Below are 17,672 nucleotides of genomic sequence, written 5' to 3' on the forward strand. Positions count from 1 at the left end.
GCATCAAGGGTTTGCATTCCAGCTGATCATCGCAATATCCCATGTCGAGCTGTAACTGAGCCCGAGCGAAAGCTCATCATATTCAAAGAATGACCAGGATACTTTCTGCTTTTTCTGGACTTCGCGCGAAACAGCAGGCAGCAAACGATACCCTCTGCTCATTGCGATATGCCGATTATCGATACCACGGTAGTATATCAGGCGATCGGAAAATCCGCCACTGAATTGTTGAGGAACATATCCGGATGCCAAGAGGGGGTCGAAAGGAATCCATCCCATCCCTGTCAGATAATATTCCCCCCAGAAATGAGGAATGAGCCGGTTGTCTCCTGTTGCAAGAAAGCCGGCGACGGGCACGGCCGGAATACCGAGCGCACGGAGCATCGCGCAATTCAAAAGGGCAAGGGCGCGCGTTCCTCCCGCTTTGTGTTTAAGCGCAACGAGCGCCTCATCGGAAAGCCCCTGGCTTTTGTCGTTCAGCTTGACGTTGGAAGACACCCACTGCGATACAAGCACAATCTGGCGAAAGGGATTCTTCTCTTTTTTCTGAATCGCGAGCGCTGCGGCCTGAATGGTGGGGTCATCGGAGGGGACAAGCGTGTCAGCGGCTAGAGAAGATGCAAGAAAAGCAGGCCATGGCGAATCTATGCCTTGCAGGGATGAACTTGCGAGATCTGCACGCATTTCTGATACATCGACTTGCAGCCCTCGAACTATTTCGATTTTGCCCTTGCTCGCGTCTGCCTGCCCGAGGCGGAATTCCTGCCAGTTATTTTCATCTGCAACAAGGTATTCCGCCCCGCTCTTTACCTCAATCTGCGCATTCTGATTTGCTTGGTTTGGCGGCTTTGCAAGAAACAGCGAAAGCTGGCCTTCCGGAAGGGAGGCTGCAACATGGATGGCGATGCGCTGTTCAATGCTGTATTTCGCTGTTTCGCCTTTCCATGTCCGTCCCTTTGCTCTGGAAATAGAGACAGGATACACATTCGAGGTACCCCGTTTCGTCCGGATAAATACAAAACCGTTTTCGGCTCCATCAGGAACCCGCACAGTGATTTTATTCTCTGTCCAGACCTCGACAAGCTTATCCACCGAATTCACTTCGATGAAATTCGCTGGATCATCGAGCGCGAGGGTGGAGACCGAAGCAATCCTGGTAAAAAAGACCGCCGATCCTTCTTCAGGGTCGCCGAAATGGTCTCCTGAAACGATGAGGGGTTTGCCAATCTGGGCATTTGTGGTTGGCTGCATACTCGAAATGACCGGATGTATGCTGGGGATGGGTGCGGACTTCGATATTTCAGGAATTTTTGATGCATCAGCGAGCATGAGAGGATTGGAAAGCCCGAATCTGGTCTGGATGCGCACAATGGCGGTATCCACTCCATGCGGCATGCGAATAGAAATGAGCTGAGGGCTCCAATACAGTACTGCCGGAGAAGGCAGAGGTGCCGCATCGAACAGCACGTGCCCCGGCTGTTCCCCAAAATTGCGCCCGAAGAGAGATACAACCTCGTTTGGCTTTGAGCTGACAGGATCAATCGCAATGAGAACCGGGCGGCTCACTACATAGAACGCGATCGCGCCTGCAGCGAGCATGAGCACAAACATGCATACAATGATGATCGCCCGCCTCTTCATGAATCACTTCTGATTTACAAGTATCTCTATTGCTACCGGCGCGCCCTGCTTATTGTCTCCGCCGAGCGGATAGTAATAGAAAAGCGCTCCTAACGGCACCCGGATCGTATGGACCGATGTATTCATCTGAATCGAATTGTCTGGGCTTTTCGCCCAGATCTGATTCTGGACAAGCATGGTCAAGTCTTTCTTTACAAGCTCTACCGGCATGAACACGATCATCGCAATGAGCTGGTCACCTTGTATTTTTATCCCGAGCGGAGAAGTCAGGCTGACATCGCGCAGAATCGGCTCGTCCCACGCAGGCACAGCATCTTTATCCAAAGGCTGGGCGTTGTTTACCTTCGAATTCTGGGAATGGATAGCAGCCGACTGGATGGCGGCAACCATGACCGGCGTCAGCATGAATGCTGCCCGCAAGCGAAACTGGAATACAGGAAGAGGAAGGCTTGCACCAGGATTTTGCGATGGTGCGATCCCTGTGCCCTGTGCCGCCGGCTGGGCTGATGGCGCCTGCGCGAAAAGGCAGCCCGCGCCTGCAAGCAGAAACGCAATAACCACCAGCGTGCGGATTCTCATTTCGCCTCTCCCTGTGCAGGAACAGCCATGACTGTCGGTTTCTGCTCGCCGATATTATAGATGACATATACGGGCGCAGCGCTCGAAAGAGGCGCCAACATCGTTCCAGGGGCTCTTATTGTCACAACTTGGGAAGGATCGGTCTGGGAGAGGGTGGATACAAGGCTTTCAATATTGGCATTTGTCGTTGCAGGCAATCGTGTGCTGAGCGCAAGAGCTTGGTTCGCGTATCGCCCCGCTCCGAAGATGCCAAAAGCCAGCCCAGCAAAAAATACAATCAAGAGCGCTGAAGCTACTAGCAAAGGAAGAGGCACTGACACTCTTCTGGAGCTGAGGGCCGAGAGAATCGGGTATCGTGCGACCAGCCGGCGTGCACCTTTCATCGATGCGGCTTTTTCTGTCTCTTCGAGTGAGAGCCTGATTCTCTGAACAGCATGTGCAAGCTGTAGTGCATCGATGCTGTCTGCGCTTCTGAGGCGCACGCGCAGCTCGCGATATGTTTCCACGCGAGTCCTGCATCGTTCGCACTGCTCAAGATGGAGCTCGATCCGCTCTTTCCACGGCGAAGGCACTTCGTTATCGACAAAAGCAGTCAGAAGGATTTCATCAGGGCACATGAGTACCTCCCTCGCTTAAAAGCGAAAGCAATGCCTGTCGGGCCCGGAATGCGCGAACTTTCACATTTCCCTCGGATATCCCAAGCACCTTTGCAATTTCTTTGTAGTTCATTCCTTCGTATTCTTTCAGAATCAGCACAACCCGAAGGTTTTCGGGCAGTTTTGCCAAGGCTTCGCGAACTTCCTCCGCAGATTCCTTCATGAGCAGTTCATGCTCTGCTGATTGCTCGGTTCCCGCATCCTGGTTCTGCTCTTCACCATTCGATGCAGCGCTCGAAGATGACTTCGCCTGCGTCGTTTCAGCCTTCCACCAGTGCTCGTACGCCTTGAATTCCCTCAGCTTGCGCTTCGACCAGTTGATCGCGCCATTTTTTACCACTCTGATAAGCCAGTACCGCGCATCTTCATCCGAAGGAAATTGCAGGCGCTTCTCAAGCACCTTGCCGAAGGCATCCTGGACGACATCTTCCGCGGATTCCCAATCATTGGTTATGCGCACCGCAATGCGCAGCAAAAGGTCGATATTCTGCGCAAAGATGCGATCGAAATCCGAAGATAGACTATCATCCTTTCTTTGGAACAATGTACTTATCCTTTTGTTACAGCCTTAGCGGCGGATTCGAGCATATCAGGCAAACCTGCGCCTAGTTTGTCAGTTTCCATGAGGTACCATCCGGCCTGTCTTCGAGCTGAATGCCTTTGGCTTTGAGCTCATTGCGAATCGCATCGGCCGCTGCATAATCGCGTGCCTTTTTGGCAGCGGCGCGGCGACGTATCATATCTTCGATCCAGCGAACTGTCTCTGCATCGACTGAGGCTTCCCGCTTTTCTGCAGCATCGAGGCTCAAGCCCAGCACTCTATCCATATCGAGGATACAGGCAAGCGCATCCGCAGGCGGAATTTCCGTATCCTTGAGCATAGTCCAAACCTGGGCAAGCGCACGCGGCATTGCAAGGTCGTCGCTAAGCGCGTCATCAAAGGCCTGCAGATAGGCCTTCGCAGCGGCTCCAATCTGTTCAGGCCGTGCAAGCGAATGGGCTGGCTGCCCGGCAGCTTCTTTCAGCGCTACAACCCGGTCCACGAGCGCCAGCCGCGCTGCTCTCGCCTGGTCGAGCCCTTCCCAGGAGAACGAAAGCTGGCTGCGATAATGCCCACCAAGGCAGAAATAGCGATAGTCGAGTGGATCATAGCCCTTGTCGACAAGCGTCTGCAAGGTAAGGAAACTGCCAGAAGATTTGGACATTTTTCCTTTGTCGAGCACGAGGAATTCGGCGTGCATCCAGTAATTCACCCATTTGTGGCCGGTCGCCGCCTCGGACTGGGCGATTTCGTTGGTGTGATGGACGGCGATATGGTCAACGCCCCCTGCGTGAATATCGAACTGTTCTCCAAGGTATTTCATGCTCATTGCCGAGCATTCGATATGCCAGCCGGGGTAGCCCCTGCCCCATGGGCTATCCCATAAAAGCGCCTGATTTTCGAACTTGGACTTCGTGAACCATAGCACGAAATCGAAGGGATTGCGCTTGTTGGGATCGATTTCTATGCGCGCGCCTGCCTTGAGCTGGTCGAGCTGAAGACCTGCCAGCTCTCCGTAATGCTCGAACTTCGATACATCGAAGTAGAGGTTGCCGCCCGCAAAATAGGTATAGCCATTCGCTTCGATGCGCTGTATGAGATCAATCATATCCTGGATATGGTCGGTAGCCTTGCAGACGATGGTGGGGCGATTGATGTTGAGCCGCTGTGTGTCGACAAAAAATGCATCGGTATAGAACTGCGCGATTTCGAGAACCGATGAGCCGCGCTCTCGGGCGGATCTGACCATTTTGTCTTCGCCGGTATCATCGTCGCCGGTCAGATGCCCGACATCGGTGATATTCATGACATGCGTCACATCATACCCGAACCGGCGCAGTGTCCTGACGAGAATGTCCTCGAAAATGTATGTTCTCAGGTTTCCTATATGCGCAAAATTATAGACAGTAGGGCCGCACCCGTAAAATCCGACTTTGTGGTCATGCAGCGGCTCGAAGCGCTGAAGACTCCGACCCATGGTGTTGAAGAGATACATGTCGTGCATTCCCTCGCCCTCCTGTCGTACCTTCTTGCTTTTGCAGCATGAACCGAAGATACTGCAATTGTATGGAAACCCTATGGCAAATCGCCCAAAAAATCAATACTGAACAGTGTTCTGTGACCTTCGATGAACCGATGTCGGCACACACCACATTCAGAATCGGGGGACCTGCCGATCTTTTTCTTAAGCCACGCTCTGTCGAAGCGCTTGCGAGCGTCCTCACGCTCCTCAGGTCAGCCCGCATCCCCGTATTCTTGCTGGGAGGCGGTGCCAACATCCTTGTCGCTGACCAAGGAATTCGGGGCGCAGTCATCGATACCTGCCTGCTCTCGTCTGTGCGGAGTGATGCGTCAAATAGCAATATTATCTATGCGGAATGCGGCGCTTCGGTTTCCACACTGTGCACCGAAGCGCTGGTGCAAGGCCTTTCAGGTCTTGAAAATTTCTACGGAATGCCGGGCAGCATCGGTGGAGCAATCTACATGAACGCCCGCTGCTATGAAGATGATATTTCTCTTCATATAAATGAAATAACAGCAATCAGCCCCACTGGCGAGCTTGTAAGCCTGTCTGCCCGGACGATGCAATGGTCGTACAAGCGCTCTCCTTTCATGAGGAAAGGGGCTTTTGCCGGATATATCGTCGCGGCCGGCCGGTTTTCGCTCGAGCCCGGAGAGCCTCTGCAAATTGCCGCACACATGCGTTCCAGGATGGAAGATCGCATGCACAAGCATCATTTCGATTATCCAAGCGCTGGGTCTATGTTCAAGAATAACAGGAATTTTGGCAAGCCGACAGGCAAAATCCTGCATGAGCTTGGGTTGCGCGGCTACCGGATAGGGAATGCCGCCATATCTCCCTGGCACGCAAACATCTTTATAAACCTCGGAGGCGCGACCGCCCGCGACATGCGAGCGCTTATTTTGCATGCGCAAGCGGTGGTTCTGGCGGCTACTGGCTGGAAACTTGAGCCAGAGGTCCTATTCGTCGGCGAATTCTGAATTTCTGCACAGATGACACAAGCGACCGCGATGCGGCTTGCCGCCCTGCTAATACTGCATATTTGCTTTTTGACGCTTATTGTTCTACACTCAAGTATAGATGCATACTATTCATGATCCGGCAGGAGTATTTGCCGTTTTGCTCGCCGCCCTGCTCTTCTCTGCATGGCTGTCTGACCTTTTGCCGATGCATATCGCTGCCATTCTTCCGGTTCTCGGTATCATTCTGGGTCCTGAGGTACTTGGCATCATCGAGGGTGGCACTGTGCTCCAGATTCTCGGCTCCATCGGCGTTATGTACATATTCTTTTCAGCAGGATTGTCAGCGAATATTGCATCAAGGACCGCGAGAAGGAGCATTGTCCCGACTAGCGTAATTTTAAAGCAAGTTTTTATTTGGACAATAATGCCTTCCATGGCGGGGATTGCGGTCGGATTGGCTGCTGGAGCATCCTTCATCCGGGCATGTGCGATCGGGCTTTTTTTTGCTTCTGCTGGAGCCCGCTCCGCACTGAAGCTGAACAAAGCCAAATTCCAGGAGCAAGCCTCATATGGAATGCCTGCGTTTGTGCCCATTTTTTCAGCCCTGTGCCTGCTTGTGCTCGATACGCTCATGTCTGGCGCTGATGCGCGAAGCTTTATGCTGGTTCTGGCTTTTTCATTTATTGGCGGTGGTCTCGTATGGATTGTCTTTCCTCGCCTTGCCGCACTGTTTCTTCGCCATGTCAAAATCAAAGGCAGCATAGAGGTATGGTTCTTGCTGTTTCTGGTTTTCGGGGCAGCATATGCGGGAACCTTTTTCTCGATCCCGGCTTGGTTCACCGCATTCATGACTGGCGTTGCCCTTTCGGCTGCTGCAGCACCATCTGCTGATTCCGAGCTGAACCGGATTCCCGTCAGGGATGATATTTTCATTCCTGCTGCGCTTCTTTTTATGGGAGTATCGGCTCGAATTTCCGGCATTTTGCCAACTGGCAATTGGATTCTCGTGGCTGTCATATTCGTAATTGGCGGCTTGGCCGCAAGAATATTGATTGTATTCCTGTCCAAAAGATTTGCCCTCGTTACAGAACCCCTCATCGGCCTGGCTGTTCCGTTTGCGTCTTTTTCTCTGGCCATATCCTGGATACTCTATGGTTCAGGGCTCTTCGATTCAGTGTTATTTCTGAGCGCACTCGCACTCGCGATCATATCGAGCATTATCTCCGGGATTTCCATGAAACAAGGGTCATCTGGCGCAGAAGCGCCTTCTGCCGCAGGCGGTGACAAGAGCAGGCTCGCAATACCGAACCGGATCCTTATCGCCCTGTCAAAGCCTTCTTCGATAGCACAACTAGTCGAATTGAGCGGAATTCTGCATGGGACAGCCAATAGCTCACCAATTTTTCCCCTCGTCGTCCGCATGCCGGAAGAAACTGCCTCGCAGCAATCAGCTGATTCCGAAACACTGCTCGCAACAGCCGTCATGCAGCTTTCGCAGATGCAAAAGTCGGCTCTGCCTTTGCAAATCGAGGCTCTGAACGCAGGCCTTGGCATTATCGATTCCGCTATCCAGAAAAATGCAGATACCATCATTATCGGGTGGAACAAGCCTCCGCGCCTTTCCCATGCATTTTTTGGCAATGTCATCGACCAGGTTGTGTCCGGAACCAGCCAGATGGTGCTTGTTGCGCGCGCACAATTCCCGTGGAAGCAGATAAAAAAAATCTATGTCGTGGCACCTGTACTCGTCAATCGACACCCCGGATTCGCTGCAGCCTTGCAGTGCATAGAAAGACTTGCAGAGGCAACCTATGCGCACATTCATTTTATTGTAGCAGAAGAAAATGCAGAGGAAGTCCAGAAGATCGGCAAGAGCCTGGCGTCATTCAATTCAGCTCAGACAAGTCATTTTCATTCCTGGCGCGACATCCCCTCGCTGATACAGGTTTCTTCAGGCTCACATGCAATGATTGCCCTAATCTCAGCAAGGCCCGGTGAAGCATCATGGAATCCTGCATTTGAACGACTGCCGCATGTCCTTGCAGAAAAAAATAGCGCCGCAAATGTGCTTATGCTCTATATGCCAGCCTTCCTGCCCGAAGAAGCACAAGCTTCGGAGTACCAGCAGCCATTGCCAGAGCCGCTCGCTGAATCCAGCGCGGAAGCCCTGCTTGCGGAAGCAGTCAGGGCAGGCAGAATCAGGGTGGATATGCAAACAAGCGCCATTGCGGACGGCATTTACGAGCTTATGTTTGCAGCCCTCCCTCACACCGAAAAGAATGTCCTGCAGTCCGTTGCGGATCATTTTATTGAAATGGTACAGCGTCAGCCTATAGAAATTGAACCGGGCGTGGTGCTCCTTCATGATCGTATCGAAAACATTTCGTATCCTATTGTCTGCTTCGGTGCCCACAAGAAAGGATTCAGGCTCAGTACGCTCGATGTGCCGGTGCAGGTCATCGTGATCATTCTTGTGCCGCACAACCAGGGCGCTGAGGAGCATCTTCGCTTCCTGGCGGAGATTGCCGCCCTTTTCCATTCGCATGACCTTCGCGAACGTCTTATCGCTGCGAATATGCCAGAAAATCTTTTGAGCCAGCATTGATGCGTCAACCTTAAGTCCCACAACACTGAGAATTTTTGCGGCGCCCAGGCTTTCATGCAATAGCTGGACTTGCATAATGTATTGCGCGCTTCTTAAAAACAGGCTGCCCGGAGTTTTCAGCCCCGAGCAGCCTTCTTGTTTCAAATCTTCAGAAATTTGGCCGGTTTACTGATTCTTTATCAGCACGAATTCCACTCGCCTATTCTTCCAGCGATTCTCGACATCGGTAAAGGGCACCACCGGCTCGCTCGAACCAAGGCCATTCACGGTCAATCGCCGCGAGTCCACCCCATTATCCACCAGCATCTTGCGTACAACCTCAGCGCGTTCTGTTGAAAGCGGAATCAGTTCGTTGATCTCTTCCTGCTGGATGCGTGAGGCGCTGTAGCCGAGCATTTTGCCCACATTGTTGCCGTGCCCTTCGATCCTGATACGGTAATCCGGGAATTTATTAAGGATCTGCGCGATGCGTGCGACGACTCGTTGGTTCCTTGCAACCGTTTCCGCATCAAGGCCGATGAAATCGGCATGGTTCGCGCGGAACACAATCGATGGCACCTTGATCTTGAGCCTGTCGCCATCCCGAATCACCAGCACATCGACCGCTATGATGCCTTTTACTTTTGTCTGATTGCCCAGTGCATCCCAGCAGGTGAATTCGAAGGGGTAATCGGTCGCGGATTCGACAAGCTCACCCTTGTCTGATTTCCCGTTCCAAGTAATTTGCGCTGGCGGATTGCCTTTGCCGGTCCAAATCTTGAATGAACGAGTGGGCTTCGCTTCCTGCATGCTCGCCGATTCGACTACTGCCGTCTCCAGAATCTCAAGCTTCCATTCTGTGATGCCTGCATTTTTCTCTGTTGCGATTCCGAAGGTAAGCGTGTCATCGACGCCATCGCCATCCGGGCTGAAATATTCAGGCTTGACTGTAACATCCACTTTGGGCGGAGCAATCTTGACGATAATCTTCGCGCTGCTCGCTTCGGCCACATCGCCTTTGAGGTACCTGACCACCAGTTTGCCGGTGTAGGTGTCTTCAATCACCTGGCCTTGCAGATCGCGTCCATCCCACACAAGCCGCGTGGGTACATCCGAGCCGCTCCCACCAAAGAACGAGCGCTCGACACCCTTCGAGTCGATGAGCGAGAACCTCCAGGATTCGACCCCTTCGCGGTTTTCTACTGTCAGAGAGAATGAAACATCATCGCGGATGCCATCGCCATTGGGCGATATGCCGGTGTCAGAGGCAGTTACATACACTTTCGGCTTGCTCGAATCAACGGTAAGGCCTTTGATGCTGGCCGAGGCGCTGTTGCCGGCCGCATCGACGCTCACAACCTCATAAGAATAGGCTCCATTCGGAACAAGTTTGCCATTCGCATCTGTGCCGTCCCAATTGAAGGTTTTTGCTTGACCTTTCCAGGTATAGCTGCGCACTACAGCCCCGGAAGCGCTGCGTATTCTCCCCGTCCAATCATCGCCGGGGTCGGAATTCTGGGTGATCGTAACATAATCCTTTATGCCATCGCCATTTGGAGAGAACAGCATGGGATCGGCAGAAATCGAAATTTTCGGAGGAACCGTATCCACTACCACCGGCACGGGACCGATATTGAAAAGGTCGCCATTGGCATACTCCAGCATAAGGTAGACGCTGTAATTTCCGTCGGGAACCTTAAGCCCTGCATCGGTCAAGCCATCCCACACATACTGGGTCTTTATATCCGTACTGCCCTTCCAGCTCCGGGCAGGAGCCTGTCCTTGCACAGCCTTTGTTCCGGAGAATATCGAAACAGCATAGCTCAGCAGGGTTTCTGGCTTAGGCGCGCTGATATTGATGTAGGTAATGTCTTTTACGCCATCATCATTCGGGCTGAACGCGCTTGGCTCGACACGGAAGCTCACATTCTTCTGAGCAGCATCCACAATGATTCGCTGGCGCGGCAGAATGAAGGAATTGCCGGCTTCATCGATGGAGCGCAATTCGTAGTAGTATGCGCCATCAGGCACAATCTTGCCATTCTGATCCTTGCCGTCCCACACGATGTCCGCAATCATGGGGTACCATTCCCAGGTGCGAACTATTTTGCCTACTTCGGAAATTATCTGCCCATTCCAGCGGTCGCCATAGACGCTGCTCTGAGCAATTTCAAGCGTATCGGCCCGTCCATCCCCATTCGGCGAGAATATTGAGCGCGAAAGCTTGACGCTTGCCTGTGGCGGTATGCGGTCGACCGTCACAGGGATCGGCCCATCCTTTGCGAACGCATCATTCAAATACAAAACTTCGATACCGACGCTGTATTCTCCATCGGGTACAGCAGCGCCTGCATCATTTGTTCCATTCCATCGATATTCGCGGGCAAGACCAGCACTGCCTGTCCATATCCTCACCGCTGTCCCGTCTTTGCCTCGAATGATGAGGCTGTATTGTTTGATACGATCCCGCGCGTCCGCCTCGACATTGATGACAAGCTCGTCTTTTATGCCATCGCCGTTGGGGCTGAAAGCTTTGTCGCTAAGACGCAATTGCACTGCCCGCTTGCCTGTTTCAACCTGAATCCGGAACGGCCCTGCCATGGTGCGATTTCCTGCTGCATCCTCGGATTCGACTGCATAGGTATAGAATCCATCGGAGACTACGCTGCCATTGGTGTTCCTGCCGTCCCAAACAAAGTCGCTCGCCTGTGCCTGCCACACCCAGCTGCGCACCACATTGCCCGCACTGTCCTTCATTGTGCCTTTCCAGTCATCGCCTGGCACGGAGGACTGCGCAATGGTTATGGTATCGCTGCGGCCATCTCCATCCGGCGAGAAAATACTGCCTTGCACTTTCACGTCGATCTGCGGATATTGCCTGTCAAGCAGGAAGGTTCCTGTCGCGCTCTCCGCTTCATCGCCATTGCGGTACACAACGCGCATCGATGCTGCATAGTGGCCGTCAGGCGCCGGTATCTGTGCGTCCGTTTCCCCTCTCCACTCATATCGGCTCAGCGGGGTTTCGCCTTTCCATGTCCGCACGGCACTCAAAGCCGCTGGCCCATCCTGCGCTACAATCTGCAATACAAATTCTTTCACTTTTTCAGGCGCAACAATCGCTGCACTCAAAACCTGCACATCTTTAATGCCGTCATTGTTCGGACTGAAGGCCTTGTCGCTCACTGTCAGACGTACCGCTTTCTTCTCAGTCTCGATTTCGAAAGCGGGGCTGATATAGGAAAATGCATTACCTGCCGCATCTTTCGATTCAAGCTTGTAGCGATATTTGCCATCCGCAGCCACATTCCCTGCATTGTCCCGGCCATCCCACTCAAAGGGCTGCACCGCGCCATCCCAGGTCCAGGAACGCACCACCTTGCCATCCACATCGAGAATGCTGCCTTGCCACACGTCTCCCGGCACCGAGGACTGCTGAATCGGCAAGGTATCGTTCACTCCATCCCCATTCGGCGAGAAAATCGCGCTTGCAATCTTTACTTCAGCCTGCGGCGCTATGCGGTCAACCACGAGCGGGCCCAAGCTTGCTTCTGTAGCATCGCCATTCGGGTAGTCCGCATGGAAAAATGCAGTATAGCTTCCGTCTGGCACAGGAAGGCGTGTAAGGCTTGTGCCATCCCATGTGATTGATTGGGGCACATTTCCTGCACCCTTCCATTCCATCACAGTTTCTTGCCCTTTAAGGATAGCAAGACGCCAATTCTGGACACTCTCTGGCGAAGTCACACTGATCGCAAGCGCCATTGCATCCTGTATTCCATCTCCGTTCGGGCTTATCGCCATGTAGTTTGCAGAAAGCGAAGATTGTTTGGCAGCTGTATCGATACCAATCTGGATAGGCTCCGAAGCAAAACTGTTGCCTGCTGCGTCGACGCAGAAAAGGCGATAGGAATAGAGTCCATCCGGCAGGAGCGCGCCATCAGCAGTACGCCCATCCCAGAGAATTTCGCCAGGCTCGCTGTTCTTGAATTCCCATTTGCGCTTGAGCGCACCCTGGGCATCACGAAGTTCTCCTGTCCAGAGATTTTCTTTCGAGCCCAGCTGGGAAATAATTACCTGCGATTGAAGCGCACTGCCTCTCGGGTTGAAGTATGGGCGGGAACGAGAAACTTGCGCCTTAGGCGCGGTGTTATCGAGTACGAATTCCGGACTCGATACTGTTGTCTTCCAGCCATTGTCGTATTCTATTGTCAGTTCAAAGCGATACGCGCCTTCCGGAAGCTGGCCGCGGTCTGTCTTGCCATCAAATTGCCATGTCGCAGGAGGCGGGTTCGATCCATCACCGCTCAGAAGCGTCGATATTGCAGCATTCTTCTCTGCTATCTGTGCGGCAGAAGAGCTAGCGACATCCAGCTTCCAAGCGCGAAGCCCTTCGATACTTTCGAGCGTGATGCCCACTTTAAGCACATCAGCGACACCATCGTCATTTGGACTGAATGCATCCCTGCTGAGCGCAAATGATGCGCGCGGGGTTCGCGTATCGACTACGATGGGACCATATTCGGTGCTGAACGCATTTTCTGCGATATCCTTGCTTTCCAGATGGAGGAAATACCGACCATCATCGACACGACGCCCTGTTGTATCAAGACCGTTCCATACAAAGCGATTTGCAAGTCCATCGCGATATTCCTGAGAGTACACGACTTCGCCTTGTTCATTCCGGATGCTCAGATTCCACAAATCTTCTTTGCTGCTGGCAAATTTGAATGCCAGCGCATCTCTGCTTCCATCTCCATCCGGGCTGAATATAGCCCGCACATCGTCGAGTACAATCTGAGCCGAGGGCGGTGTCGCATCGAGTATAAATGGATCCGAGTACACTACGGGCGAATATCCGTTCCGATATTTCATCTCGATCCCGGCTTTGTATTGTCCATCTGCAAATGGCTTTCCTGATGGATCCAAACCATTGAACGCGAACGAAGTTAGAGGCGGATTGGAGCTGTCGCCCGATGAGGACCATAGGGTTTTGCCGCTTTGATCCTGAATAAATTCTTTCCAGGAAACAAGATTCTTCAGAGATTCCAGGCTGAAAGAGACATCGATTGTGCCGGCCTTTCCTTCTTTTATCGGGCTGAAGGCCTTTCTGTCCGCTGCAACGCGAACAGCCGGCCGACTTGTATCGACTACAATCCAATCGGATTTGTCAGGCGCAACCCCGATTGTCTTCGATCCCACATTCCCTGCCGGATCTGCAGCGGAAAGCCTGAAACGATAATAGCCGTCCGGTACCCTCTTTCCGGCATCGTCTGTACCATCCCATACAAAATCACGCGGTGCCGACCGCTCACGGATTTCTTTTGTGCGCACCGCTTTGTCATTTGCATCGAGAATTTCGTATTTCCAATTGTTCTCGATGGATCCCTGTGTGCGGAACGAAATGGTATCCTTGCTGTTGTCGCCATCCGGGCTGAATATGAGCTGGTCGGTGCCCTGATACAGCTGTTCGTCTCCCAAAACCCACGCATTTACCGATGGAGGTGTTCTGTCCACCACTACATTCATGCATGAGTCATAATCCATATTGGTGTTCCCAAGATCGTCCCACGCATGGAAACTGACAATATAGGTACCTTCAGGAACAAGATTGCCCTGATCATCTTTTCCGTCCCATCGCAGCGCATCTGGAATGAACGCATTATGGCGCGAGAAGCCAAAGCCTTCTTTCAAATCCGCGAATGATTTGATGGTCTCCGGGGGGCTTGCTTGTTCAGTTATGGTCCGGACTACCTTGCCAGACGAGCGGTCTTCAATCTTGAAAACCCACCCGGCTACGGTTCGTTGATCATCACTAACTGTAATGGGGATTTCGAGCCAGTCCTGTGCACCATCAGCATTCGGAGAAATATAAGCGGCCGGCAGGCCACTTGTCGAAACTGGCAATTGCGCTTTCACTTTTGGCGGGCTTTTGTCCGCTTGCCCAAACGAAAGGCGCGTGCCAAGGCTGAATGCATCCAGCGAATCGTACAGCGGCATGAGCCCGAAAGCAGGTGCAACCGAAGAAACGCCCGCATTATTTGCCGATTTTTTCCCGAGGGGAATCCGGCCCGAAAGCGTCAACGAAGGCCATACGCTTCTGCCCGATTTCTGCTGAATATCATACAGGCTGGTGGCCATTGCGAGGCGGAGTGAAACAATATTTCTGAAAGAAAGCGCCAGACTTGTTTCTGCCTCAATATCACTGAAAGAAGGCGCACGAAGGTCAACAGATGCGCGCATGCGAAGATCATATTCATTCAGGAGGTCTGCACTGAACCCGATTCCTGGCGTAAACGCTTGCGGAAACCCTGTTGCAGCAAGGCTTCCAGGAGCGATGCCAACAGGAGGTGTCTGATAATTGAATTCCTTTCCAAGGCCGCTCACGACAAAGCCAAGCCTGGCATTCTTGAGAAAGCCAACATCTCCCAGTTCCCGGATTACCCCCAGATCAGCCCACACGCCCCAGCCAAAACTGCCATTGTCCCCCATAGCCAGCCATGCGGAGGCACCAACCGACATGCGGCCAGAAATCTTTTTCGAAAAACCGCCACCGACAGTTACAAAAGTTCCCAGCGGCATACTTGTCATCGCGCCAGGTGCGCTGAATAAGCGCACAGCGCCGTTCCACACACCATAGGCTTTGGGCAGCGCAAAATCAGCCTGTGCGGCGCTTCCCCACCCTTGCGGGCTCCCGGTACTCATATCAGCGATACCAGTATAAGAAAATTCAAGTCCAGGAAGCTCTTCGACAGCTGTCGATGCAGGGTTGAATGCAGAAGCCCATGCTCCGCTGCCCTGTTCCGTAAGCGACATTCCCCCACCCATGGACCAGGGGCTATATATTCGCCCAAGCAGCGATGCTCCTTTGGGCGGATCGTATGCAGAAACGGTGCTCAAAGCTGCACAAAGCAGCAATATTGCAATATTCGCTTTTCGGGCTCTGTTCATCTATTTCCCCTTCTTTTCATGGAACCTCTGTTTCAATCTATCACAGCAAGCGCCATTCTTCAGGGCTCATGCTGCCATACGATATCGATTCCTGCCCAAGGCGCTCTCTCCCATCAGGCTCTTCACACAATCCCTGACCGCTCATTATGCAGCCTTATTGATAAAGAATGAGGCTTGGCCTTGGATCGAGCTGCATAACTTCAGCCGGCGACATCAAAGGCATGTCGAAACCCGCCAAAGGAAAATCCGACTTGAAAAAGAGCTTGAAACCTTTGACTGGCATGTTCGCGGCATTTGCATTGCGCTGGTAGGTCGCTTTTTTTACTTGCGGAACGCCAAAGCCGTCCGATGTATGGATGAGAATAACACGATCCCGATGCGCTTGCACCTCTTGACGGGACTGAATCATCTTGTCCGCAAACTGGTGTACCACGAGCATACGAATGCCAGGAATATTGTTTTCCCGAATGTAGGCATCCATGTAATCCTGCGCATCGTTCAGTTCTTTCGCTGTGATAGATCCGATTTCCTTCATCGGAACGAGCGTGCGCCATTCCGGATCAATGGCAAGATGGACATTCGGATAGCGCAAAAAGGGCAGAATCCGATCCATCGCCTCGCGTACGCTGTATTTTCCGATCTGATGATCGACGAATACCAGCATTCCCTCCGATTGGGCATATTTTATGTAATCGAGAAGCACCTTTTCGTCGAGGTACCCGATTTCGCCGCCAGGCCAACATGTGCCATAAATTATATAAAATGCAGGGATGACGCCATCTTTTCCATTCACCTCGTCGTACTGCTGTGCTGTTTCTTTGACCATCTGCGCGATTTTCTCTTTGGGAAAGCGGCCGAGAATTCCCATTCGATCAGACAAGGGACTGCCATAATAGGCGACAATAGTATTATTCGCGATAAGCGGGACACGATCCCAGAGAAAGCCTCCCCCTGCCTGATAATTCACCAAGCTCATCGTTTGATCGATGCGCGAGAAGTTTTCTTTTTTATAGAGTGCTGGAAAAAGCCGGTAGGGAACCGGTTCCACAGCCTCGACCGTGATCGGGAATATGGAAATCAGTACAACAATCACGACAAGTGCCAAAATAATATGCTTTCCACGGTTCATGGGTATCCCTTTCTGCACGCATTCATTCTTTATTTTATCGGCATTAAGAGCATGCGGCTGAAGCTCCGTATCCACTGTGCGACAAAAGAAAAAGCCGCCCTCAAAGGCGGCCTTCTTTTCACATACGCATCGATACTGCGCGTCATGCCCGATAGCAGGCATTCAAGGGCATTTACACGTACTTTTCGACTTTTCCGGATTTGAGGCAGCGCGCACATACCTTTATATGGCGCACTGTGCCATTCTGGAGTGTCCGCACCTCGATAAGGTTCGGGAACCAGGTTCGGCGCGTGCGATTCTTCGCATGCGACACATTATTTCCGAAAAGCGTTCTCTTACCGCAGATTTCACAAACTCTGGACATAGTGGTCTCCAAAAAAGAATAGTCGATGAAATATAGCGGAATCCGATAAATGTGTAAAGAGGGCATCATTAGTGCTCTCAACCTTGGGTAAAGAATTGAAGCAAAGAGGGTAGATTTGCGCGAATACCTCTATGACCGCCACTGCGGTCAAGGAGGGTATTCGTGCACTGGTTTGCCTTTTGTCCCAATCCGAACTGTCCCTACCATCACGAGGCCCCCGCCTCGCCCTGGGCCTATGCGATTGGCTGGTATGCTACCAAGGCCTTCGGGAAGGTGCGCCGGTTCCGTTGTACGCGCTGCGGAAAAAGCTTTTCCACCCAGACCTTCTCTACGCACTACTATCTCAAGCGCATTGTCTCGTACCGGGATGTGCTCTATAGGCTGGTAGGCGGGGAGAGCCTACGGGGGATGAGTCGCGCGCTCGGGTGCTCGCTGTCGCTGCTTACGAATCGTATCGACCGACTGGCTCGCCAGGGTATTGCACTCCACGCCCGGATGCTGCACGCTCGGCGAGGCAAGGAAGACATCTGTATCGACGGCTTTGTCTCCTTCGACTGCTCGCAGTACTTCCCGAGCGAAATCCCCATTGCGGTGGGACGGACAAGCGGCTTCGTGCTCGATGTCAGTCACTGCACACGGCGGCGCTCAGGGAGCATGCGGCAGGACCAAAAGGCGAAGGCACAGGCGCTCTATTCGACGATTCGGCTCGAACGGGGTGGGATCGGCCGGTCATTCAGGGAGGTGCT

The 17,672-nt window shown here is 52.6% G+C and carries 11 protein-coding genes; 3 read left to right on the forward strand and 8 right to left on the reverse strand.

Features of this window, described 5'->3' with window-relative positions; translation table 11 throughout:
• Nucleotides 1-3 precede the first annotated feature (3 nt).
• From GAP13_RS07095 to cysS, 5 genes are all read right to left on the reverse strand, one after another.
• Entirely contained in the window at nt 4-1,641 is a 1,638-nt protein-coding gene (locus GAP13_RS07095; protein ID WP_158907627.1) for a transglutaminase domain-containing protein, read from the reverse strand.
• Between the two features lie 3 nt (nt 1,642-1,644).
• The gene (locus tag GAP13_RS07100; protein WP_158907629.1) at nt 1,645-2,220 is read right to left on the reverse strand and encodes a hypothetical protein; all 576 of its coding nucleotides are present in this window, start codon (nt 2,218-2,220) and stop codon (nt 1,645-1,647) included.
• Entirely contained in the window at nt 2,217-2,837 is a 621-nt protein-coding gene (locus tag GAP13_RS07105; RefSeq protein WP_158907631.1) for an anti-sigma factor family protein, read from the reverse strand. The genes GAP13_RS07100 and GAP13_RS07105 overlap by 4 nt, the downstream gene beginning before the upstream one ends.
• Complete coding sequence (locus GAP13_RS07110; protein WP_158907632.1) at nt 2,827-3,420, reverse strand: RNA polymerase sigma factor; 594 nt, start codon at nt 3,418-3,420, stop codon at nt 2,827-2,829. The genes GAP13_RS07105 and GAP13_RS07110 overlap by 11 nt, the downstream gene beginning before the upstream one ends.
• Nucleotides 3,421-3,481: 61 nt before the next feature.
• Nucleotides 3,482-4,921, reverse strand: a complete 1,440-nt coding sequence (cysS, locus tag GAP13_RS07115) for a cysteine--tRNA ligase (RefSeq protein ID WP_241864311.1) — start codon at nt 4,919-4,921, stop codon at nt 3,482-3,484.
• Nucleotides 4,922-4,983: 62 nt separating this feature from the next.
• Here cysS and murB point away from each other — a divergent pair, with 62 nt between their 5' ends.
• Together murB and GAP13_RS07125 are read left to right on the forward strand one after the other, a co-directional pair.
• The gene (murB, locus tag GAP13_RS07120) at nt 4,984-5,919 is read left to right on the forward strand and encodes a UDP-N-acetylmuramate dehydrogenase (RefSeq protein ID WP_158907633.1); all 936 of its coding nucleotides are present in this window, start codon (nt 4,984-4,986) and stop codon (nt 5,917-5,919) included.
• A 100-nt stretch (nt 5,920-6,019) separates the two neighbouring features.
• Nucleotides 6,020-8,506 (forward strand): cation:proton antiporter domain-containing protein, encoded by a 2,487-nt coding sequence (locus tag GAP13_RS07125; RefSeq protein ID WP_158907634.1) that lies wholly within the window; start codon nt 6,020-6,022, stop codon nt 8,504-8,506.
• Nucleotides 8,507-8,671: 165 nt separating this feature from the next.
• On the opposite strand, the gene GAP13_RS07130 is transcribed toward GAP13_RS07125, so the two are convergent.
• The 3 genes from GAP13_RS07130 to rpmB form a co-directional block, all read right to left on the reverse strand.
• On the reverse strand, nt 8,672-15,433 hold the full coding sequence (locus GAP13_RS07130) for a FlgD immunoglobulin-like domain containing protein (RefSeq protein WP_158907635.1): 6,762 nt from the start codon (nt 15,431-15,433) through the stop codon (nt 8,672-8,674).
• 154 nt (nt 15,434-15,587) lie between these two features.
• Nucleotides 15,588-16,562 (reverse strand): hypothetical protein, encoded by a 975-nt coding sequence (locus tag GAP13_RS07135; protein ID WP_158907636.1) that lies wholly within the window; start codon nt 16,560-16,562, stop codon nt 15,588-15,590.
• 172 nt (nt 16,563-16,734) lie between these two features.
• Nucleotides 16,735-16,926, reverse strand: a complete 192-nt coding sequence (rpmB, locus tag GAP13_RS07140) for a 50S ribosomal protein L28 (RefSeq protein ID WP_158907637.1) — start codon at nt 16,924-16,926, stop codon at nt 16,735-16,737.
• Between the two features lie 162 nt (nt 16,927-17,088).
• Here rpmB and GAP13_RS07145 point away from each other — a divergent pair.
• Nucleotides 17,089-17,672, forward strand: a 584-nt coding sequence (locus tag GAP13_RS07145; RefSeq protein ID WP_503473378.1) for a transposase family protein, incomplete at its 3' end; no start/stop codon positions are given.

Origin of the sequence: Rectinema subterraneum (assembly GCA_009768935.1) — a bacterium.
GTDB lineage: Bacteria > Spirochaetota > Spirochaetia > Treponematales > Rectinemataceae > Rectinema > Rectinema subterraneum.